Origin of the sequence: Paenibacillus sp. FSL H8-0079 (assembly GCF_037991315.1) — a bacterium.
GTDB lineage: Bacteria > Bacillota > Bacilli > Paenibacillales > Paenibacillaceae > Paenibacillus.
The window spans coordinates 1,271,736-1,290,682 of sequence record NZ_CP150300.1 but is presented as its reverse complement, the minus strand read 5'-3'; the positions used below and the strand labels follow the sequence as shown (position 1 = coordinate 1,290,682).

Annotated in this window: 18 protein-coding genes; 3 read left to right on the top strand and 15 right to left on the bottom strand. The window is 47.7% G+C overall.

The genetic code is table 11. From position 1 onward, the window contains the following. Positions 1-64: 64 nt before the first annotated feature. Positions 65-1,420: a WYL domain-containing protein gene (locus MHI06_RS05630; protein ID WP_340400767.1), complete on the top strand. Its 1,356-nt coding sequence runs from the start codon at positions 65-67 to the stop codon at positions 1,418-1,420. Beyond that, on the top strand, positions 1,368-2,249 hold the full coding sequence (locus MHI06_RS05625; RefSeq protein ID WP_340400766.1) for a WYL domain-containing protein: 882 nt from the start codon (positions 1,368-1,370) through the stop codon (positions 2,247-2,249). Before MHI06_RS05630 ends, MHI06_RS05625 begins: the two co-directional genes overlap by 53 nt. Before the next feature lie 258 nt (positions 2,250-2,507). Here MHI06_RS05625 and MHI06_RS05620 read toward each other — a convergent pair whose 3' ends face one another. The 6 genes from MHI06_RS05620 to MHI06_RS05595 form a co-directional block, all read right to left on the bottom strand. Beyond that, positions 2,508-3,008, bottom strand: a complete 501-nt coding sequence (locus MHI06_RS05620) for a hypothetical protein (RefSeq protein ID WP_340400765.1) — start codon at positions 3,006-3,008, stop codon at positions 2,508-2,510. 179 nt (positions 3,009-3,187) lie between these two features. Beyond that, positions 3,188-3,928, bottom strand: coding sequence for a hypothetical protein (locus tag MHI06_RS05615; RefSeq protein ID WP_340400764.1), 741 nt, complete (start codon positions 3,926-3,928; stop codon positions 3,188-3,190). Further along, positions 3,925-4,623 carry an ABC transporter ATP-binding protein gene (locus MHI06_RS05610; protein ID WP_340400763.1) on the bottom strand — a complete coding sequence of 233 codons (699 nt, stop codon included), beginning with the start codon at positions 4,621-4,623 and terminating at the stop codon, positions 3,925-3,927. Before MHI06_RS05610 ends, MHI06_RS05615 begins: the two co-directional genes overlap by 4 nt. Continuing rightward, on the bottom strand, positions 4,616-5,002 hold the full coding sequence (locus MHI06_RS05605) for a GntR family transcriptional regulator (RefSeq protein ID WP_026081254.1): 387 nt from the start codon (positions 5,000-5,002) through the stop codon (positions 4,616-4,618). The genes MHI06_RS05610 and MHI06_RS05605 overlap by 8 nt, the downstream gene beginning before the upstream one ends. 184 nt (positions 5,003-5,186) lie before the next feature. Beyond that, positions 5,187-6,053, bottom strand: a complete 867-nt coding sequence (locus MHI06_RS05600) for an aldo/keto reductase (RefSeq protein WP_340400762.1) — start codon at positions 6,051-6,053, stop codon at positions 5,187-5,189. A 42-nt stretch (positions 6,054-6,095) separates the two neighbouring features. Beyond that, complete coding sequence (locus tag MHI06_RS05595) at positions 6,096-6,653, bottom strand: STM3941 family protein (protein WP_340400761.1); 558 nt, start codon at positions 6,651-6,653, stop codon at positions 6,096-6,098. 524 nt (positions 6,654-7,177) lie between these two features. On the opposite strand from MHI06_RS05595, the gene MHI06_RS05590 reads away from it, so the two are divergent. Next, positions 7,178-9,187, top strand: a complete 2,010-nt coding sequence (locus MHI06_RS05590; RefSeq protein ID WP_340400760.1) for a S9 family peptidase — start codon at positions 7,178-7,180, stop codon at positions 9,185-9,187. Positions 9,188-9,309: 122 nt separating this feature from the next. Here the strand turns inward: MHI06_RS05590 and MHI06_RS05585 are convergent, their stop codons facing one another. From MHI06_RS05585 to MHI06_RS05545, 9 genes are all read right to left on the bottom strand, one after another. Then, on the bottom strand, positions 9,310-10,002 hold the full coding sequence (locus MHI06_RS05585; RefSeq protein WP_340400759.1) for a stalk domain-containing protein: 693 nt from the start codon (positions 10,000-10,002) through the stop codon (positions 9,310-9,312). Between the two features lie 551 nt (positions 10,003-10,553). After that, the gene (locus MHI06_RS05580; RefSeq protein ID WP_340400758.1) at positions 10,554-11,156 is read right to left on the bottom strand and encodes an ATP-binding cassette domain-containing protein; all 603 of its coding nucleotides are present in this window, start codon (positions 11,154-11,156) and stop codon (positions 10,554-10,556) included. After that, positions 11,146-12,102 (bottom strand): ABC transporter ATP-binding protein, encoded by a 957-nt coding sequence (locus tag MHI06_RS05575; protein ID WP_340400757.1) that lies wholly within the window; start codon positions 12,100-12,102, stop codon positions 11,146-11,148. The genes MHI06_RS05580 and MHI06_RS05575 overlap by 11 nt, the downstream gene beginning before the upstream one ends. A gap of 2 nt (positions 12,103-12,104) precedes the next feature. Continuing rightward, positions 12,105-13,103, bottom strand: a complete 999-nt coding sequence (locus MHI06_RS05570; RefSeq protein WP_340400756.1) for an ABC transporter permease — start codon at positions 13,101-13,103, stop codon at positions 12,105-12,107. After that, positions 13,100-14,095, bottom strand: coding sequence for an ABC transporter permease (locus MHI06_RS05565; protein WP_340400755.1), 996 nt, complete (start codon positions 14,093-14,095; stop codon positions 13,100-13,102). The genes MHI06_RS05570 and MHI06_RS05565 overlap by 4 nt, the downstream gene beginning before the upstream one ends. A gap of 42 nt (positions 14,096-14,137) precedes the next feature. Then, positions 14,138-15,796 (bottom strand): ABC transporter substrate-binding protein, encoded by a 1,659-nt coding sequence (locus MHI06_RS05560; protein WP_340400754.1) that lies wholly within the window; start codon positions 15,794-15,796, stop codon positions 14,138-14,140. Between the two features lie 290 nt (positions 15,797-16,086). Beyond that, positions 16,087-16,623, bottom strand: a complete 537-nt coding sequence (nikR, locus tag MHI06_RS05555) for a nickel-responsive transcriptional regulator NikR (protein WP_340400753.1) — start codon at positions 16,621-16,623, stop codon at positions 16,087-16,089. A gap of 52 nt (positions 16,624-16,675) precedes the next feature. Next, a complete protein-coding gene (locus MHI06_RS05550) occupies positions 16,676-17,704 on the bottom strand; it encodes an alpha/beta hydrolase (protein WP_340400752.1) in 1,029 nt (342 codons plus the stop codon). 77 nt (positions 17,705-17,781) lie between these two features. Then, positions 17,782-18,885: a hypothetical protein gene (locus MHI06_RS05545; RefSeq protein WP_340400751.1), complete on the bottom strand. Its 1,104-nt coding sequence runs from the start codon at positions 18,883-18,885 to the stop codon at positions 17,782-17,784. Positions 18,886-18,947: the final 62 nt, after the last annotated feature.

Below are 18,947 nucleotides of genomic sequence, written 5' to 3'. Positions count from 1 at the left end.
AGTTTAAAATGAAACCTGCCACTCATCCTGCTACAATGAAGGGATAAACAAGGAGTGAATGTTCATGGCAAGAGAGAGTTTTGACAAAGAAATTCAGTTCTTACGCATGTTATCCCTAACAAGTGGTGCATATAACCGTAAACAATATGCCGAGCGGCTTGGCATATCCGTACATACCTTTGATAAAACCAATCGCAGATTAAAAGAAATCATGCAAACTGTCGCTGATCAACGCTCAGGTGCCGAAGCAAGCCGGGAAATGGCCGATCTCGTCCGCTTCCAGTACGGAGAATCGGCAGAGCCCATGCTGCTCTTCCTCTTCCGCGCCAAGTCGATGAAAGAGACTGAGGTTCAGCGACTTTCTGTGCTTTTGCATACCTTACAAGATAAAGCCTTAACGGCGATGGAACTGCTGGACGCCTGCTGCGCTGATCTGCCGGAAGATCTGGCATTACCTGACGAGAAAACCATTCGCTCCGATCTGAAGTATCTGGAAGAGGTTGGGGTCATTCGAAAAGAGCCCGGTGGCAGACCGTATCGATATGCCTTGCAACAGGATGTCCTTACCGAATTAACAGTGGAGGAACAGCTGGAGTTGTATGATTTTGTGGATATTATGGCGAACACCCAGGTGCCTTCCGTACAAGGGTACTTATTACGGGATAGTCTGAAGAAAGCCATTACGGCAAGTTATCCGCAGGAAGAAGCTACCGAACCCTATATCTATAAGTATCACTATTATTCTCGTATCCTGGATGAAGCGCATCTCTACACACTGCTTGGTGCGATTCGCCAGCGCAAACGTGTGCAGTTTCTGTACTTTTCACCAAAAAAACCATCCAGTTACAGTTCACAGAATACGAATCCACGCTTCGAACGGGAAGCAGGCGGACGATCCAACCGGATCGTGCCCCTTGAAGTGGTCTATGACCATCAGTATGGTCGTTGGTATGTGATTGGATATCAGGGCCGACGCGGCTTTGTGAAATTCCGCATGGAAGGCATAACTCAGCTGGAAGAACAGGACTCAGTAGAAGAAGAATACTTGCTTGAATTGAAGCAGCAGTGGACTGACATCAGTCGCTACAGTTGGCTCGTGGATACGGGCAATACCGTGACGGTTCAAGCGCGCTTCTTCCACCCGGAGCGTGGTCAGCGTAACTTCATTCTGGATCGGGTTCGTCTGCAAGGTCAATGGGGTAAAATCATACCCGAAACAGACAGTACCTTTCTCTACGAAATCCAGGTCAACGGTACCACCGAGATCAAACCGTGGTTACGGAGTTTTGGCTCAAGCTGCGAAATAATCGCACCTCAGAGACTACGCCAGGAGATGATCAAGGAATGGAAGGAGATTGCGGAATATTATGAACCTGTTCGAGAAAATGTTCAACTACCAGATGATGACGCGACTGAATGAAACCGGACTGTTCACCTGGACCTCACAGGAACGGGCCTGGCTTCGCATGATGCTGAATCACCCTGCTGCGAGAGAAGCGTTGAGCCCTGTAACGTTGGATAAAATGCATAACATGCTGAATGGTGAGCAGGACCTGAACCTTCAGGATTATCTAACCGAAAAAGCTAAAAGCGAAGAAAACAGTGTCTCTCACCCACTTCTTCGACAATTACGGCTAATCATTCTGCATCATCAGGGATTTCGAATGACGGGTCGCGTCCGCAATGGACGCACAAGCCATGATGAATTTGGCTTCCCGTACAAACTGGAATATTCCATGGTCAAAAAAGAATGGTACGTGCTCTGGTATGCTCCTCGCTTCGACAAGCTCATGTCCACCAAGCTACACAGCATCGTTACCGTGGAAGCCCAACAGGTTGAGCCAGATACAGGCTCTAGCTACACTGCCCGAATCGCTGCGATAACGGAGAAGCGTAAGACAACCATCACTATCGAAGTCCTACCTGAGTTCAATCAGGAGCTGTCCCGAATCCTCTATGCCTTCTCCTGCTTTGAGAAACAGGTTGAGTACATGGAAGCCCAGCAGACATATTGGATCGAACTTACCATCCCTCGCAACGAGATGGATTATGTCTTATCCAAAATGCGTTTTCTGGGCAAACGGGTTCGAATCGCAGACCACACGGTGCTGCGGGAACGCATGTCCGAGACAGCTGCCAAGGCATTAGCCCGTTATGCGAAATCTGAACCTGATCAGCATTCTGAACGCACGCGAAGCGTCTTACAGCACCAGCATGATGAAGCTCTCGCGAATGCCGATAGTCATTGATTATGTAAGACTGTATTAACCATAAACCATTGTTCAAAAAGCAAACCCATACACAAAAAAGGTCTGGATAATCTAATCCAAACCTTTTTTTTCGTGTACCTACTTGCTCGTAAAAATGTCGTAAACTTATCAGCGGCAACCAGCTTTACCTCATTCCACTAAAGCTCGTATCCTGGATTCAACACAATGCTATGAACAAGGTTCAGCGAACCCTGAAGAGACTACTTTTGCTAATATGACGGTTAATGCGCATCTATACTACGTTCCACCGCTGCCGGCAGCCGAGTTCCGTCTTTTATTAATCGCGTGCACGCCCATAACCACCGCAATTAATTCATACGTGTCCAGTTGTTCCGACTGGTTGTCTAATACAAATGCGCCTGAACTAAACCAGCCGCTGGTACGGCGGAAACTTGCCACGATGCGGCCACCACTGCCACTTATATCATATTCCTGCGAAAATGCTGGAGCAGACACATCATACGTTCCGCGTGATCCGGCATCATATTCATACTTTTTGCTGAAGAAACTAAACCTCGCCCGTAATACCCCCATATGTCTTCCATCTGCTGCAGTAATGTCCCAACGATTCGTTAACATGCGGAATTTGCCGCTGCAGACCAATCCAGAGTTATCCGATACATCGAGCGAAGATCCAAAGACACTTTTCAAATCCAGATGCCCGGCCTGTTCCTGATTCGGATTCATAATCTCGGTGTAACCCGCGTTAAAAAAGTTATCCCTGAAATATAATTCCATAACGATTTCTCCTTTCCCTCACATAGCCTTTCGTTCTCTTAACCTTATCTCACACTCAGTGCACACTATATCTTTATTTACGTATAATTAATGGAATTGGATTCAAAAAGTGGAACATTTCTGGATGTAAAAAAACGAGCAACCCTGGTTGCTCGCATCATATTCAAGTTATTCTGTCATCAGACTTCAACTTTTTTGTTGTTCAGGTAGATGGTAGCCCACACCAAGATAACGGCTACGATGATCTCAAATATGGTGCTTCCCCACATATCATTCGACCATAATACGCCATTGGCTGTGATCGAGATCCCTGTACTTTCTTCCGTATACCGGAATAGCTCATTTGGACTGAAGCTTCCTGTCATAATAATATTTTCTAACCAGCCAATCAGATTAACGAGGACAAAGAATGCAACGATTCCAATCCATGGCCCAGTTCTCCAACGGAAGCTGCCTGCAATCGAGATCGATAGGAAGATGATGACGGTCATGAATACCACAACCCATACGCTAAACAGCAACACACTAATATAATCCGAAATATGCAGGCCCGAAAAATCAACATTGGTAGGCATGTTCATTCTGAGCTTCATTGAAATATAGATGTAGGCATGCGTCGTAAATATAATGACTAACCCCAATCCGCAGAGTAGTCCAAAGATCAAAGGAGACAACACATGTGACAGGCCCGTTACGGGTAAAAGGCGGCGATTATAAGAGCGAATATTGGATGTGTATGTTTTGATCATTTTCACATAAATAGCCACGCCTACTCCAACATAACCCATAACGCCAATCACAATCCCTGTGACCTCAGACATGAAAAGGGACAGGCCCACTTGAGCGATAATCAAAATAACTAGCCCAGCCAGCAGTGTATTCCAGTTCCTTCTAAAGTCATACTTTAATAATGTCATCATTCCGCATAGACCTCCTTGAACATCTCATCCACACTTTTTCCATACTTCAGACGGAGTGTTTCCACTTCTTCCCGCATCACCAGCTGACCTTCACGAATGAAGACCACTTCATCAAAAATCCGTTCGATATCATTCACAAGATGCGTGGAGATGATGAGACTGCTGTCTTCATCATAGAATTTGACGATCGCATCCAGAATCTTGCCACGCGCAACCGGGTCTACTCCGCCAATAGGCTCATCCAGCAAATACAGACGAGCCTTACGAGATAGCGCCAGTGTTAGTTGTAGTCTTTCATTCATACCTTTTGACAAATGCCGTACCCGGTCACTCTCGACAAGGTTCATGAATTCCAGCATCTCCCGTGCCTTCTCTTCATCAAAATCAGTATAGAAATCGCGATAGTATGCAATCGCATCCCGCACTCTCATCCACTTCTCGGTCAATGGGCGATCCGGCATAAATGAAACTAGCGACTTCGTCTCCAGACCAACTGGTTTACCAGTAACCTGAATCGTGCCACTGCTAGGATGCAACAAACCTGCAACCAGCTTCATGAGCGTACTCTTGCCACTGCCGTTGCTACCCAACAGACCTACAATTCGGCCTGGAGCAATATCCAATGTAATATTACTGAGCGCTTTCTTATTACCATACGTCTTGTTAATCTGGTTCAGTTCAAGGATGTTACTCATGCGTTGTTCCTCCCTTTCCTTCCGCAACGGCATCGGCTACGATGGATAAGATATCCTGCTCTTCGATCCCCAGTTCCTGCATTCCGGTCAGAAAGCGTTCTAGCAATTCACCGGCCATCTCTTTTTTGATCGTCATAATCTTCCGCTCCTCACTTGTCACGTATCTGCCCAAGCCCCGTTTGGTTTCGACCACTTCTTCCCGCTCAAGCTCCTGAAATGTCCGTTGTACTGTATTTGGATTGATCTGTAATTCAGCCGCGAGTTCACGAACCGAAGGAATTTTGTCACCTGCCTGAAGTGTTCCGGTCACAATCTGTCTCTTGATGTACTGCATGATCTGCAGATAGATCGGTAAGTTGTTATCAAATTCCATAGTCACAAAGCTCTCGCTCCTCTCTGTACTTGTGTGTTAGTTAAATAGTACACTAGTAAAATAACATTGTAAAGCCCATTTGTTAAAATTTAGATTTACACAATAGACGGGCAAGCTTCCGCCTATCGATATACATACAAAAAAAGAGCAGATCGTGAAGATCTGCTCTGCGTAATTTATTAGTCGTATTTCACACGATATCTAAAGGTACCTTGCCTTTAGGCGCAGGGAATGCCTCATTCAACCGTGTCAGTTCCTCTGGTGTCAAAACAATGTTCACTGCTGCCGCATTGTCTGCCACATGATTCAGCTGTACTGCCTTGGGAATCGCCAGCACATCTCCGTCCCTGATCACCCAGGCTAATGCGATCTGCGAAGTCGTAGCTCCTCGATCCTGTGCAATCTCCTGAATGACCGGATGCTCCAACAATTCACTTCGAAGTCTGCCACCCTGAGCCAGGGGACAATACGCCATCACTGGAACATGCCGTTCCCGCATCCAGGAGAGCAGATCATGTTCAATACCACGCGAAGCTGCATGGTACAGCACCTGATTCACCATGCACTGAGCACCCTCCGGCAGGTTCCATAACTCCTGCATATCCCTTGTATCCAGGTTCGATACACCCCAACGCAGGATTTTACCGGATTGCTTCAATTGTTCCAAAGCCTGAACTGTCTCTTCAAGCGGTACTCCTCCGCGCCAGTGGAGCAGATACAGATCCAGGCGATCTGTTCCTAAGCGCTTGAGACTGCGTTCACAGGCCGTAATCATCTGCTTGCGATCCGCGTGATGGGGATACACTTTGGATACGAGAAAGACTTCGTCACGATAGCCCGAGATAGCCTTTCCCGTAACAACTTCAGCCCCACCTTCAGCATACATCTCCGCTGTATCAATCACGGTCATTCCCTGTTCAATACCGGAACGCAGTGCCCGTACTTCTTCTTCCCGGCTGGATTGCTTCTCTCCCATATTCCAAGTGCCTTGTCCTATCGCAGGCAGGGCAGTTCCATCTGGAAGCAGAATCGTGCGTGTTGCATTACTATGCATCATCTATATTCCTCCATTCTGAATCTCTATGGACCTTGTGACCCTCTAACGACGACTATACGAATCATGAATCATGCTATCACTCACATGTCTCCAGTGGCTCATCATCATGATATACAATTGATCCAGTGGCAAAGTGAGGCTGCTTTGGGCAACGCTGATGGTCGCATCGACCATATTGCTGTTGACCGTCATTAACTTGCGTTTCATCCCATTCTGGCGATCCAAAAAGGCTTTCTCATCCCGCAGTTTAACCCCGATCATTTTCTGACCCATTAATTCATACATAAAAATATTCTCAACGTCTCTCCAGGCCACTGCCCCTCCTGCGGTATAAGAAGATGAATCCACAAACCCATCCTCATCGATGACAAAAGAAGGTTCCTTCTTAATCATCTTTACCAGACTGTAGCAGAAACATAGCCCGAAAAATAAAATGGAAAGAAGTCCGATCACACCCGAAAGGATCGAATCATTCGTAACTGATGAACCATCAAAAATCAAAAAAAATCCGGCTGCCACAAAAAGTGCCGCCCCTGCTGTAAGCCACGCCATTCGTTTTCGGTTTGGATATTCCACATGCTGCTCATAGGATGTGCTCAACGTGACGTTCCTCCTCCATTGCGACTGAATCATAAGAGTTATATATAAACGAAATTCTTTGAATCGAATACCTGAATATAGAACAGGAATTGCATTGTCCATTAAACTAATTTCACCCATGTTAAACATTTGGATTAAGACAATTTTTCATCAATTCTGCGCTTATTCAACATTAGGATTCGTCATCCTTCGAGCAAATCCTTTTAACACACCTATATGAATTGAACAAAGAATGTTTGCATGGGTCACTCTGATGACAGAACAACCTTCCGATCGCTGTTATCCCCAGATTTTTCGATTCCACTTTTTCAAAGTGAAAATCCGGGGATAAAGGCGAACGCTCCGCTTCTTCAGGTTATTTCTGTCCTCTACGTTACGTGCAAATATTTAATTCAATTAATATACATTGTTAAATGTCTTGCCCCTCCTTCATTACACTTATTGTCCTGTCCCTAGCTTTCCGTTAATATAAATGGAAAGGTTAGGAAATTAACCAATTCTAATTCATGGTGGGAGGACAAACAATGATGAGTCAGCGCGGCATCACATCGGAAGATCTTTATCAGATTACATGGGTTAACGATCCAACTCCGTCTCCTCAAGGCGGACAACTGGTATATGTAAGCCGGAAAACGAATGAAGCACGTGACGGTTATTGTTCTCACCTAAGACTGCTGCATCTGGGGAGTCAAAAGGACAGGCCCTTTACCTCTGGAGAGAAGGATCATTCCCCTGCCTGGTCGCCAGATGGGTCTCAGCTTGCTTTTATACGAGAGAATGATGGTAAATCCCAAGTGTGGATCATCGCAACAGATGGCGGAGAGGCACGGCAAATCAGTCACCTGAAACATGGCGTCAGTTCCTTGCTCTGGTCACCAGATGGCCATACTTTGCTTGTGAAATCATCCGTGGAAATAAGCGGACAAGAAGACTTAGAACTTACAGATCCTAAAGACAATGAACATAAACTTCCACAAGAGCATGTTGTAGACCGGATTCGCATGAAGTCAGATGCCGGCGGAGTATGGAACGGAAGACGTGCCCATCTCTTCACCATCACGCCGATCGAAGCGGAAGCAATCCCTGTAACTACAGGTCATTATGACGTTGGAGACTACGCCTGGTCACCGGACGGAACATCCATCGTATGGATCGCGCAGATGCCCGAAGAAGGTGAGGACCATAATGATTACACCCTGACTAATCATGTGTACCTTGCCAAGGCAGACGGATCGGATGTGCAGCAGTTGACCCCAGAAGGATATACGTTCAGCCGACTAACTTTCGCACCGGATGGACAATCCCTGGCACTGCTCGCCAGCGACCGTTCCTATGGAAATGCCACACTTGTGAAGCTGTACACCCTTCCGATATCAGGAGGTGAACTCGTATGTCTAAGCACCGATTGGGACGTGCAGCTAAATCATAGTATTGTTGGTGACATGAGATCACATCTGACAACCACGGGGCCTGTATTCAGTCGGGATGGATCATCCATCCTCTGTCTAGCGACCATCCATGGTAGTGTACGCATCGCCAAATTCGCACGAGACGGCAGCAGTGCCGACTATATATTGCCTGACGAACGGGAAATTTATCAGTTTGCTGAGTTGGAAAATGGGCAGATCGTTGCCGCTGTTGCCGATACACGAAGTCCTGGTGACATCTATCTGTATGAACAGCCGGAAAATTCCGAAGTAGAGCCTATTCAGCTCACCCATAGCAATCCACAGCTTGAGGATGAGATCCACCTTAGTACACCGGAAACCTTCTGGTTCAATTCCTCAGATGGCCTGCGGCTGCAAGGATGGATCATGAAACCTCATGGCATGGTCGACGGGGTCAAAATCCCGACTATTCTGGAGATTCATGGCGGCCCGCACATGATGTATGGTTTTACATTTATGCACGAGTTCCAGATTCTCGCCGCACAAGGCTACGCTGTTGTATACATTAATCCACGCGGGGGCCTTGGATATGGGCAGCAGTTTGTAGACGCCTGTCGCGGAGATTACGGCGGTGGCGATTATCGTGATCTCATGGAGAGCGTGGATTATGCCCTATCCCAATATGAGTTTATCGATGAATCCAGATTGGGCGTAACCGGGGGCAGTTATGGTGGCTTCATGACCAACTGGATTGTTGGACACACCGATCGCTTTAAGGCCGCAGTTACCCAGCGTTCCATCTCCAACTGGCTATCGTTCTACGGCGTAAGTGACATTGGATATTTCTTCACGGAAGACCAGATTGGCGGTAACGCGTGGGATGACACGGAAAAGCTGTGGAAACATTCTCCGCTCGCTTACGTTGGCAACGTGAGTACGCCGTTGCTCATATTACATGGCGAACAGGATCTGCGGTGTCCGATTGAACAGGCCGAGCAGTTATACGTTGCGTTGAAACGGCGCAAGCAGACCACAAGGCTTGTTCGGTTCCCAGGCGCCAACCATGAGTTGTCTCGGGGAGGTCATCCTCACTTGAGGGTACGCCGTCTGGAGCATATTGCCGGATGGTTTAACGAGTACCTGTAACCAACTGTTAGTTCAGAGTATAGAACCCGATAGGGATTCAACCAACCTTAAAAGCCGTCCAATGAAATCTGTTATGATTTCAACGGGCGGCTTTTGCTGTTTACCTTTTATAGAAGGGAGGATTACTCTTCGCCCCACACCACAGTGATTTCATTCAGATCCTTGTTGGTTGCAGACACAGAACCTGAGATCGTTACGGCATATTCACCGTCTTCACGACCCACGATGCTGAAGCCGTCAACCTGTATATCCTGACTGTTTTGGCTTAAGTTTTTAGTCTGGTAGTAGTCTTTGTAGGATGTTCCAACGGTTAGTAATGTTTCTTTTGTTGTGTACGTAAGCACTACTTTTTTATCGTTGCCGCCCACATTACTCTCAATTAAGCTCGTTGCCTTGGCATCTTTCGGTAATGGGAAATCTGCTGGCAGATACTTGGATTTCACGCCTGCAGCCTGTGTGTTTGTACCTGTTGTCGGCGATGTTGAACCGCTGTTGCCACTGGATGTTGACCCACCGGAGGAGCTTGAAGAGCCAATACTTACTTTATTATTCTGGGAATCATACTTCACTTCGGTCTTCAACGCATCTGCAATGGAACGAACGGGGAGATATGTACTGCCTTGATACGTAATTGGCGCAAGCTTTTTGCCCTGGTCACCTGTCGGTGTAAATTTCTGCCCGTTCACTTCGATGGCGAGTCCATGGTTCAGATAAGCTTTGATCGTCTCCAGTTGTGTACCTGCATATACGCCTGCCGATCCCGTCAACACCATGCCGAACACACCCGCAGCAATCAACCACTTCTTGTTTTTCATCCCAATACGCCTCCTGAATTCAATGTCAGCCTTTTGCAACATACGATTCATGACGCTCGCTCGATTTATGCAAAAGGCTCATGTAATTATGCTCATCATATATGGGTACGAGCTTATTCGGATAACAGCCCGTTGTTCCATCAAATGTTAGCAATATAATAGCATCTGGTAAGAGGATGTAAACGATTAATGGCTAAAACAGGACCAGGGGCGTACAAAAATAGTCTTTGTTGTCTCTCCACTGTTCTCTGGCTCGTTAAGTTGTTCTTATATGAATAAAGTCACAAATTCCGGACCATACACATGATTTCACTCATGCACATCTATGCAACGTTCCATTCCTAAAGCAGGGCTTAACCTGTACAGTTCGTTGAAAATAAAGAGAGTGTCCCCGTAGTCATGTCCATGAGTTTTTTCATGTTTGACTACCGTGACACCCTTTTTAAATATGCATTTTTCAATTTGCATAAATCACTAGAACGGTTTCCTATCAGCATAAATTTGGATCAAACTGATCCTATTTCTCTATGCGTTGTATGGATGTAAGTAAACTATATTGTTGGCATCGGAGTGATTCTGTCGCATAGCCTATCCAGCAAATCCCGATCATGGCTTATGATCAGTAATCCCAGATCACGCTCGCGAGCCACCCCCATCACAGTATGCCAGATCTGTGCCTGAGTGATTGCATCCAGCATCGTCGTCATCTCATCTGCGATCACGTAACGTGTCGCTGTACCAAGTGCTCGCGCCACACAGAAACGTTGCAGTTCTCCACCGGATAATTCACTCGGTTTGCGGTCCAGCCAAGTCTGCTGAATACCCAACGCTTCGAGCAACTGCTCATCCTGCACAGCCGCTTCCTCAAGTACACGACGCATCCGCCATCGTGGATTCACGGCTTTCTCCGGGTGCTGGAATACCAGCTGAACCGGACATACTCCTGTACGAGGAAGTGGGTTCCCATCCAGAAGTACTTGTCCTGACACGGGTTCGGCATATCCTGCAAGGATGCGTCCAAGACTTGTTTTGCCACAGCCACTCGGCCCCCACAAGCCGACCACTTCTCCCTGTTGCACCTGCATATTCATCTGCTGGAACACCCACGATGTCTGATCGTAACAGTAACTCACTTCCCGTGCTTCAAGTGACATGGAAACACCTCACTTCTCCGCCTCGTATCTTACGAAGCTGAGGACGTTCGTGGGTACATGCTGCGGTTGCTGCGCTACATCGGGGAGCAAATGAACATCCTGCTGTAATCTCTTGACCCGCCAATGGCTGGGAGCCCGGGAGTGGCTGAAATCCGTTCTGTGGCAACGCATTCCAGAGTGCTTTCGTATACGGATGGCGCAGATGTTCCCCCGTTCCCGTAAAATCATCAACCTGCGCCGTCTCTACATTGGCACCCGCGTAAAATACAGCAATGCGATCGGCAGCCGTCAGGGCTGTCGTAACATCATGCGTAATCCACAGGATACCTACGCCTTCATTCGCGAGCTCGCGAAATTGCTTCATCGTCTCGGCTAACACTTCCGGATGGATGCCTGGTGTCGGCTCATCCGCAATGATCAGCTTCGGATGACCGGAGGTCGCTGTCGCCATTAGCACTCGCCTTGCCATACCTCCGGACAACTCAAACGGGTATTTCCCGGCTGTTCCTTGAGGAAGATGATACCGTTCCATCAGCTCCTGCTCCGTCTTTTTCATATGCGATCGAGTTATGAAGCCTCGTTTCCGTCCGGAATCTCGGGTTACTGGCTGAACTTGCCTTCCCACCTTCATCAACGGGTCCAAATAACTGACGGATTGTGGAATCAACATCAGTTCATCACCACGCAGATGAAGCTGCCGCTCTGGGGTCAATGGCTCGCCGCTATAGCTAATACACCCCTCCAACCTGGCATTGGCAGGTAGAATACCCATAATGGCCTGCGCCAGCACACTTTTACCCGATCCGCTTGCACCTACAACAGCCACGATCTCACCCTCGTTTATGGAAAGATCCAGATTCTGAATGACATAAGTCTGTTCATGCGCAAACCAACCGCGAGCGCGCCGAAACGACACCGACACACCCTCAATATCAAGAAGAGCCATATTTACCTCACCTCCCTTGAACTACCTGTACCCGTCAACATCTTCAGACTGTTGCCCAATACATCAAACGCGCGAACCACCAGCAACAATGCCAGTCCCGGGAAAAAGGCGAGCCACCACATGCCAGCAGATAAATATCTCATCGACTCGGACAAAATAATTCCAATTGCCGGTTGTTGCGGGGACAACCCCAGCCCCAGAAACGTAATGGCCGCCTCATGCAGAATGGCATGGGGAAAGATTAGCAGTACGCCCACGAACAGCTGCGGGACCAGATGTGGCAGCATATGCTGCACCGCAATTCGTAACCGCGATTGGCCCAACTTATGTGAAATCTGAATGTATTCTGCGGATTTCAGTTGAATCATCTCGGCTCTTACAATCCGAGCCAGATTCGGCCAGTGCGTCAGCGCGATTGCTGTCGCCACTCCTGCCAAACCTCCACCGAATACAAAGGCCAACATGACCAGCGATACCAGATGAGGCACACTGAGGAACAGGTCGATAATCCACGAGATTACCCGGTCGGCTGCCTTGCTTGAAGCGGCCCCCAGACCTAACAACAGTGCGATCAGTCCACCGCCACATGCAGCAAGCAATCCAACTTGAATACTGGTTGCCAATCCTTTTAACGTACGCATGAACATATCTCTTCCGAGCCAATCCGTGCCAAATGGATGCGCCCAGGCCGGAGACAGATTTCGATCCATTAATGAAGTTAGCGTAGAACCAGCGGGGAGTAGCCTGCCCGTCAACCACACAGTGACAATCCAGATCACGGCGAAACTGCCCCAGATCAAAGCCCTTTTGCGAGGATTGCGAAAAGGTGGGTTGCTGACACCCGCATAACCTTTTCTAGTATGGCTTGTCTCTTTTTCAGCTCCCGTTTGCAATAGCTCCGGATTAATGTTGTGTCGTACCTCTTGAGTTGCAGTGTTCACTTTCTGCACTTCGGCTGTTTCTGGAGTCTGCTCGGAGGAGCGTTCAACCGTCTGCTTCATGACATCAGCTCCTCCTTCATTCGTGGATCAATCATGCGATACAGAATGTCAGCCACCATATTACCTGTAAAAACAAAAATTGCACTGCACATCACAAGTCCGAGCAACAGTGGAGCATCACCGCGTAACCCAGCCTGGACCGTTGCCTGACCCAGCCCGGGGTATGAAAATACCTGTTCTGCAAGCACAGCCCCACCAAACAGTTCACTGAATGAAGCAAACTGTAGTGTTATGGCTGGCAAAACAACATGTCTGAACCCATGTCGACGGAACAGCTGAAATCCATGCTCACCCCGGGCTCTAGCGAACAGAATGTAATCTGACTCCAGCACATCCGTGAGCTTCTGCCGGGTATGCAAAGCGATTGAAGCTACCCCAGTCAGGCTGAGAGTCAACGCTGGCAGAATCATATGGATAGCTCGATCTCCCCATGTGACCTGATCAGCTGACATCCCTGCGGGTACTCCAAGCCCAACCGGAAGCCATCCGAGCCACACACCAAATACCATCAGCAGCAACAGCGCAATCCAGAATACTGGCGTGGAAGCCAACGTATAACAATACCAGCAGATCAGGCGATCCAGCTTCGAATCACGTCTCATGGCAGCAACTACCCCAAGAGCGAACCCGAAGATGCCGGATAATAGCCAGGCTACAGCCATAAGTGCGACAGAATTCATAAACCGTTCCTGAATAATATCTGCTACAGGTTGTCTGTAGATCATCGAAGTTCCCAGATCTCCCTGAATCAGCGCTTGTCCCCAAGTGAGCAATCGTTCTGTAGGGGATTCATTCAATCCCCATCGTTCTTCGATAAGACTGCGCTGTTCGGCACTTACTCTAATCATGTCTCCACCAATATAGGCTTCGATCGGATCAACTGGAGAGAATTGCATTAATATAAAAGACAACACACTGACTCCGACCAATAAGGATACAAGTCGCAACATTTTAAAACCAACAAATCTAGCCCATCCATTCCTGCCTGTCATCCAATCTCTCCCCAATTCAGGCTAAAGCTACCGCTACGTTTCCTACTTTGTACTGTTATCCCAGGACCATTCCTCCAGATTGGTTGTCACCGGCCAGCCGTGACCATGGGGATGGATCTGCTGCTCGCCAATGTTCAGTCCATTCGTAACCAGGTACAGATGATCTATATTTACGAGCCATGCCCATGGTGCATCACCCTGATAACTGAAACCTGTTGTTCCATCCCATTCGGCTTTCTGCCAGAACGGCAATGCATCTTCCTCACTTGTTGCCTGAAGGGCTTTGTCCATCCAAGAATCCACGACAGGATTACTGTACAGCCCCACATTGTAATACCCTTCTCCTTTATGAGTGCTGCTATAGAGATTATAGGTTTCCAGAGGATCATGACTGCCCCAACCAAACAATACAGCGTTGGAGTAAGCCAGCTTTTTCGTCTCTTCACGGCTTTTGCCTTCCACATTGATTTTAATTCCCGCCGGGGCAACCATATCCGCAGCAGCCAGTGCCAGAGATTGTCTTGTTAAATCACCTGCAAAATAAAGCAGATTGAACTCGGCCTTAACGCCGTTTTTCTCGACGATACCATCACCATCCGCATCTACCCAGCCACCAGACGCCAGAATGCGCTTCGCTTCTTCGAGATTGGCATCCGTAAATACAGCTTCCGCATTGCTCCAAGGCAGATCATCACTGACGGAATAAGCCGGACGACCATACCCTTCCAGTACGCCCTCAACCAAAGCCTTACGATCAATCACGACATTCACCGCTTGGCGAATCGCCAGATCGGATGTCACATCATTCCCTGCGGGAAGACCATCGCCCGACTTGGCACCAGCAGGTTGCATGGGGAACATAATGCCACGGTTATCTACCGTTTTCACAGCCTCCAATGTCATGCCATTCACCTGTTGCTTGCTAAACGCTGCCGGAATAGCAGCAATATCCACTGTACCTGCCTGTGCAGCGGCATAGGCCGCATCTTCATCCAGATACAGGAAGGTGAGTTTGTGGAACGCAGACTTGTTTCCGTAATATTCTTCATTAGCCTCAACGATAGCCTGTTGTCCTTTGTCCCACTGAACCAGCTTGTACGGTCCTGATCCGACCGGATGCTCTGCATAATCAGCACCATAGGCGTGTTCAGGCACAATGCCAAGTGTCGTCAGCAAACTGATGAAAGTAGACTGCGGCGACTTCAGTGTGAATACGACCGTTCGATCGTCGGGTGCCTGCACATCAGCCATATTGGTCAGATCAATCACGGACCCACTCTTGGCAGCTGTTTCAAATGTAAATTTCACATCCTCAGCCGTAAGCGGCTCCCCATCCGAAAACTTCACATCGTCCCGAAGTGTAACTGTCCAGGTCAGACCATCTTCGCTAACAGAATATGTCGTTGCCAGATCGTTAACCAGTTGCAACTTGGCATCTCGCTTCAGCAAGGTACTCTGGAAAAGCGGTGACCCATATTGCCCCCATCCGGTTGTTGGATCAAACCCGCCTTCCGGCTCGGTGCCCACAGCCAGCACCAATTCGTCTTTGGTTGAGGTTGTCCCCGGTTGTCCGTTCTCTGCCGATGACGTTGCTGGCGCTGTCCCCTGTGCACAACCGGATAATCCAATGGAACATACAAGCAAGATGCCTAGTCCTGTTCTAACTTTTCGTTTTCCCCATCTCCATGAAAATCTGCCCATTCTGGTCGTTCCCCCTCTAAAGTTGTGCTACTCCCATTCATTTCGTGTTACTTTTTACGGAAATTGTAGCACAAAACACAAAACATATGTCAATAAAGTTAACTTCAAAACCCAAATATTTTCATATTTCAGAAATAAATAATTGAAAAGTTATATAACACAGCATTTGTACCGCTCTATAAAGTTAGGTATTATAACAAACGACAAAAAAACAGACGATTGGTATCTAACCAATGGTCTGTTTTTTCAGGTTCGCTACATTTTTATAGAAATTACACTCACATTTCGTCTTAATCCTCAGAGCGATGATGATGACTGTGCCCATGCTGCCCCGCACTGTGATTATGATCTGGACTTTGATCCGGATTGCCATCCTGACCGCTACTCTGAGCATGGGCCAGTTTGTTGAGCTCATCTACATAAGTCACAGACAGCTCCGCATACAATACCCCTTTTTGCACCTGGATCTGTTGATGCAGATGACGCAATCGTCCCAGGTTACCCCGTACGGCAATTACCTCTAGGCATTGGTCATGGTTCAAGTGTACGTGCATATTGGAAATGATGTCATGATGCGCCTCATGTTGCAGCTCCATCAGGCGAATGGGGAGATCACTAATATGGTGATCATAGACCATAACAATGGTACCAGCCACATCCTGATCGGATTGCAGTGCAGAGGGTTGCAGTAATGTTTTGCGAACAAGATCACGGAAGGCCTCAGATCGGTTTTTGTACCCCTGTTCATCAATATACTGGTCAAACTGCTCAATCAAAGGTGTAGGAAACGCCACCCCGAACCGAGTCAAATCTTCTTTGTCTGCCATGCTTCTCCTCCTGCGCCCTCATTTGCTTCGAGTGTACCACAGACTTGTCTGCTCATCGACTATACTGTTGCAAAAAGCGTACAGTCGAATGCATCGCCTGTTGTCCAGCTTCACTCTCCAGATCAAATTGATAATCATGTCCCAGCTTCTCTGATGAGTTCGAGAAAAACAAGGTTTCCGCATCAACATCAAGTCGCTTCAAGACTTGTGCCAGTTCAATCGATTGACTGGTCAACGGGTCATCATTGCCTGAGGTAATAAATGCAGGCGGATACTTTGCTGTGGCCTGAAACACGGTCGACATTTCATCCAGACGCGGGTACTCTTCAAATGTTTTGACTCCGGTATATGACCAGAGAAATGTCCGTATGAGCGGAAATCCCGTTTCCGCTACCGTGCTCAGATTGTATGGTCCACAGAATAGAAGGACCCCACGTAACTCTTCCGGTTCAATGGTTGGCGTTATATTCATCAGCTTAGCCAGAGATGGATTGGTCACCACTGCCGCGGTCTGACTTGCAATCTGGGCGCCTGCCGAATTGCCTGCGAGAAATATGTTTTCCGGGTCACCCTGGTACTCACTGACATGGTTCTTCACGTAAGTCAAAGCCTGATTCGTTTGGACCACGGGAATGGGATATTTCGTATCCGGTGCGAGCGCATAATTCATACTGACGATAACGTAGCCCTGTTTGGCTAATTGTACGGCATAATCTGCGATGTCCGATTTGTCACCCAAAACCCATCCACCACCATGAACCCACAACACGACAGGCAAAGGTTCCGATGTTACGGAAGGATAATAGATATCCAGTGTACTGTCATTACGACCTTCGTCTGCATAGGGCACATCCACAACACGAGTTACTCCTTCGGAGATAACAGCTTCGTTACTGTTCTTGTCTGCACTGGCAAGTTCAAAGCCTGATTTCAGTAAAAATATCGTGATTTTCGGTGTTAATTGAGCACCCATCCCAACAAAACCTGTAATCATGATTAGTAATACAATGGGAATCCAGTACCTTTTACGTTTAAAACCTCTTCTCCCCGCCCGTTTCGTTTCCAACTTGGACTGCAACAACTTCACCTCGCTCCATCATCATAGAAACGTCTTTACATCTAAAGTGGTGTACGTTGCTGAGCGAAACGGGTTTCCTCTTATTTGGGTCTCTTGGCGAGTTCCTGTCTGACTTTGACGTACGTAGTGGATACTTTTTGCTCCAGTGTATGGATATTTTGTTTTGAGCCTGCCCACTTCTCTGTTGCAGAAGCCAATGCGTTCAATGAGCTGAGTACACGTGATGTTTGGCCTTGCTTTGTACTCTGTTTGAACTGTTGCAGTGCGTTTGAATATCGTTCTTTCGCCAGGCTAGCCTGTTTTTTCGCCGTTTGAATCTGTTTCTTCACCGGATCGGCCCCCGTCAGCATAACGCGCAAACGTTTTACTTCAGCAGTCTTCCGTTTACGTGCTTCGGCAAGCTCCTTTTTCTTGATCCGAATGTCTTCTCTGGCAAGCTGTACAACAGGTCTTAATGTGTCGGCCTGCGTACGGATCGCTGCACTCCATTCCTTATTTTTGATGGCTTTGGCTCCATCCAACTGTCGATTGACTGAACTGTACAGGGTGAAGAGCGGTTCATATCGGGCTTGGGTTTGCTTTACCTTTTCAGCTAAAGCTGCGATCTTCGCGTCGTCAGTTTGTCTTATTTCTACACGCAATCGCTCCAATTCCGCGGTATTGGCGGCATGAAGTGTCTTTATTTTTTGTTCCCAAGCCTGCTCTTGTGTCTTCCAGCTGCCCACTTTCTCGTATGCTCGTTGCAGGGTCAACTTGTTCTGTGCATCGGCTTTGTTCAGAACGGTATCCCACGCTTTTTGCGCGGTTACGCCGAGATCTATACCCGCTGCCTCGACTGAGGAAGCAAAATAGATCGTGCCTGCGCTGAACAGAATTACAAGCCCTATAAGTAGGCGTGACCTGAGTAAAAGATGAGCCAACGATGGCAATTTACCAGGTTTGCCTTTACTTTGACGTATTACGTGACTACCGCTATCTCCTGTCAGAACATGAGATGCACTTACTCTTGTCTCCATTGGATCTATGTCCTCTAAAGCTAAATCTTCGAGATGCTTTCGCCCCTTCTCTCCTTTAATCAAGCCATGATGATCTATGAAGTTATGTGAGCTTGATCGTTCCAATAGGGAACAACATTCCATTGCCTCCTGTTCACTTATCGTTTCCTTCCATGCTTCTGTTTGCATGTACTCCTACACCCTTTCTTCTAAAATATTTAGCAGAATAGCCAACGAAATCAGCGAACGAC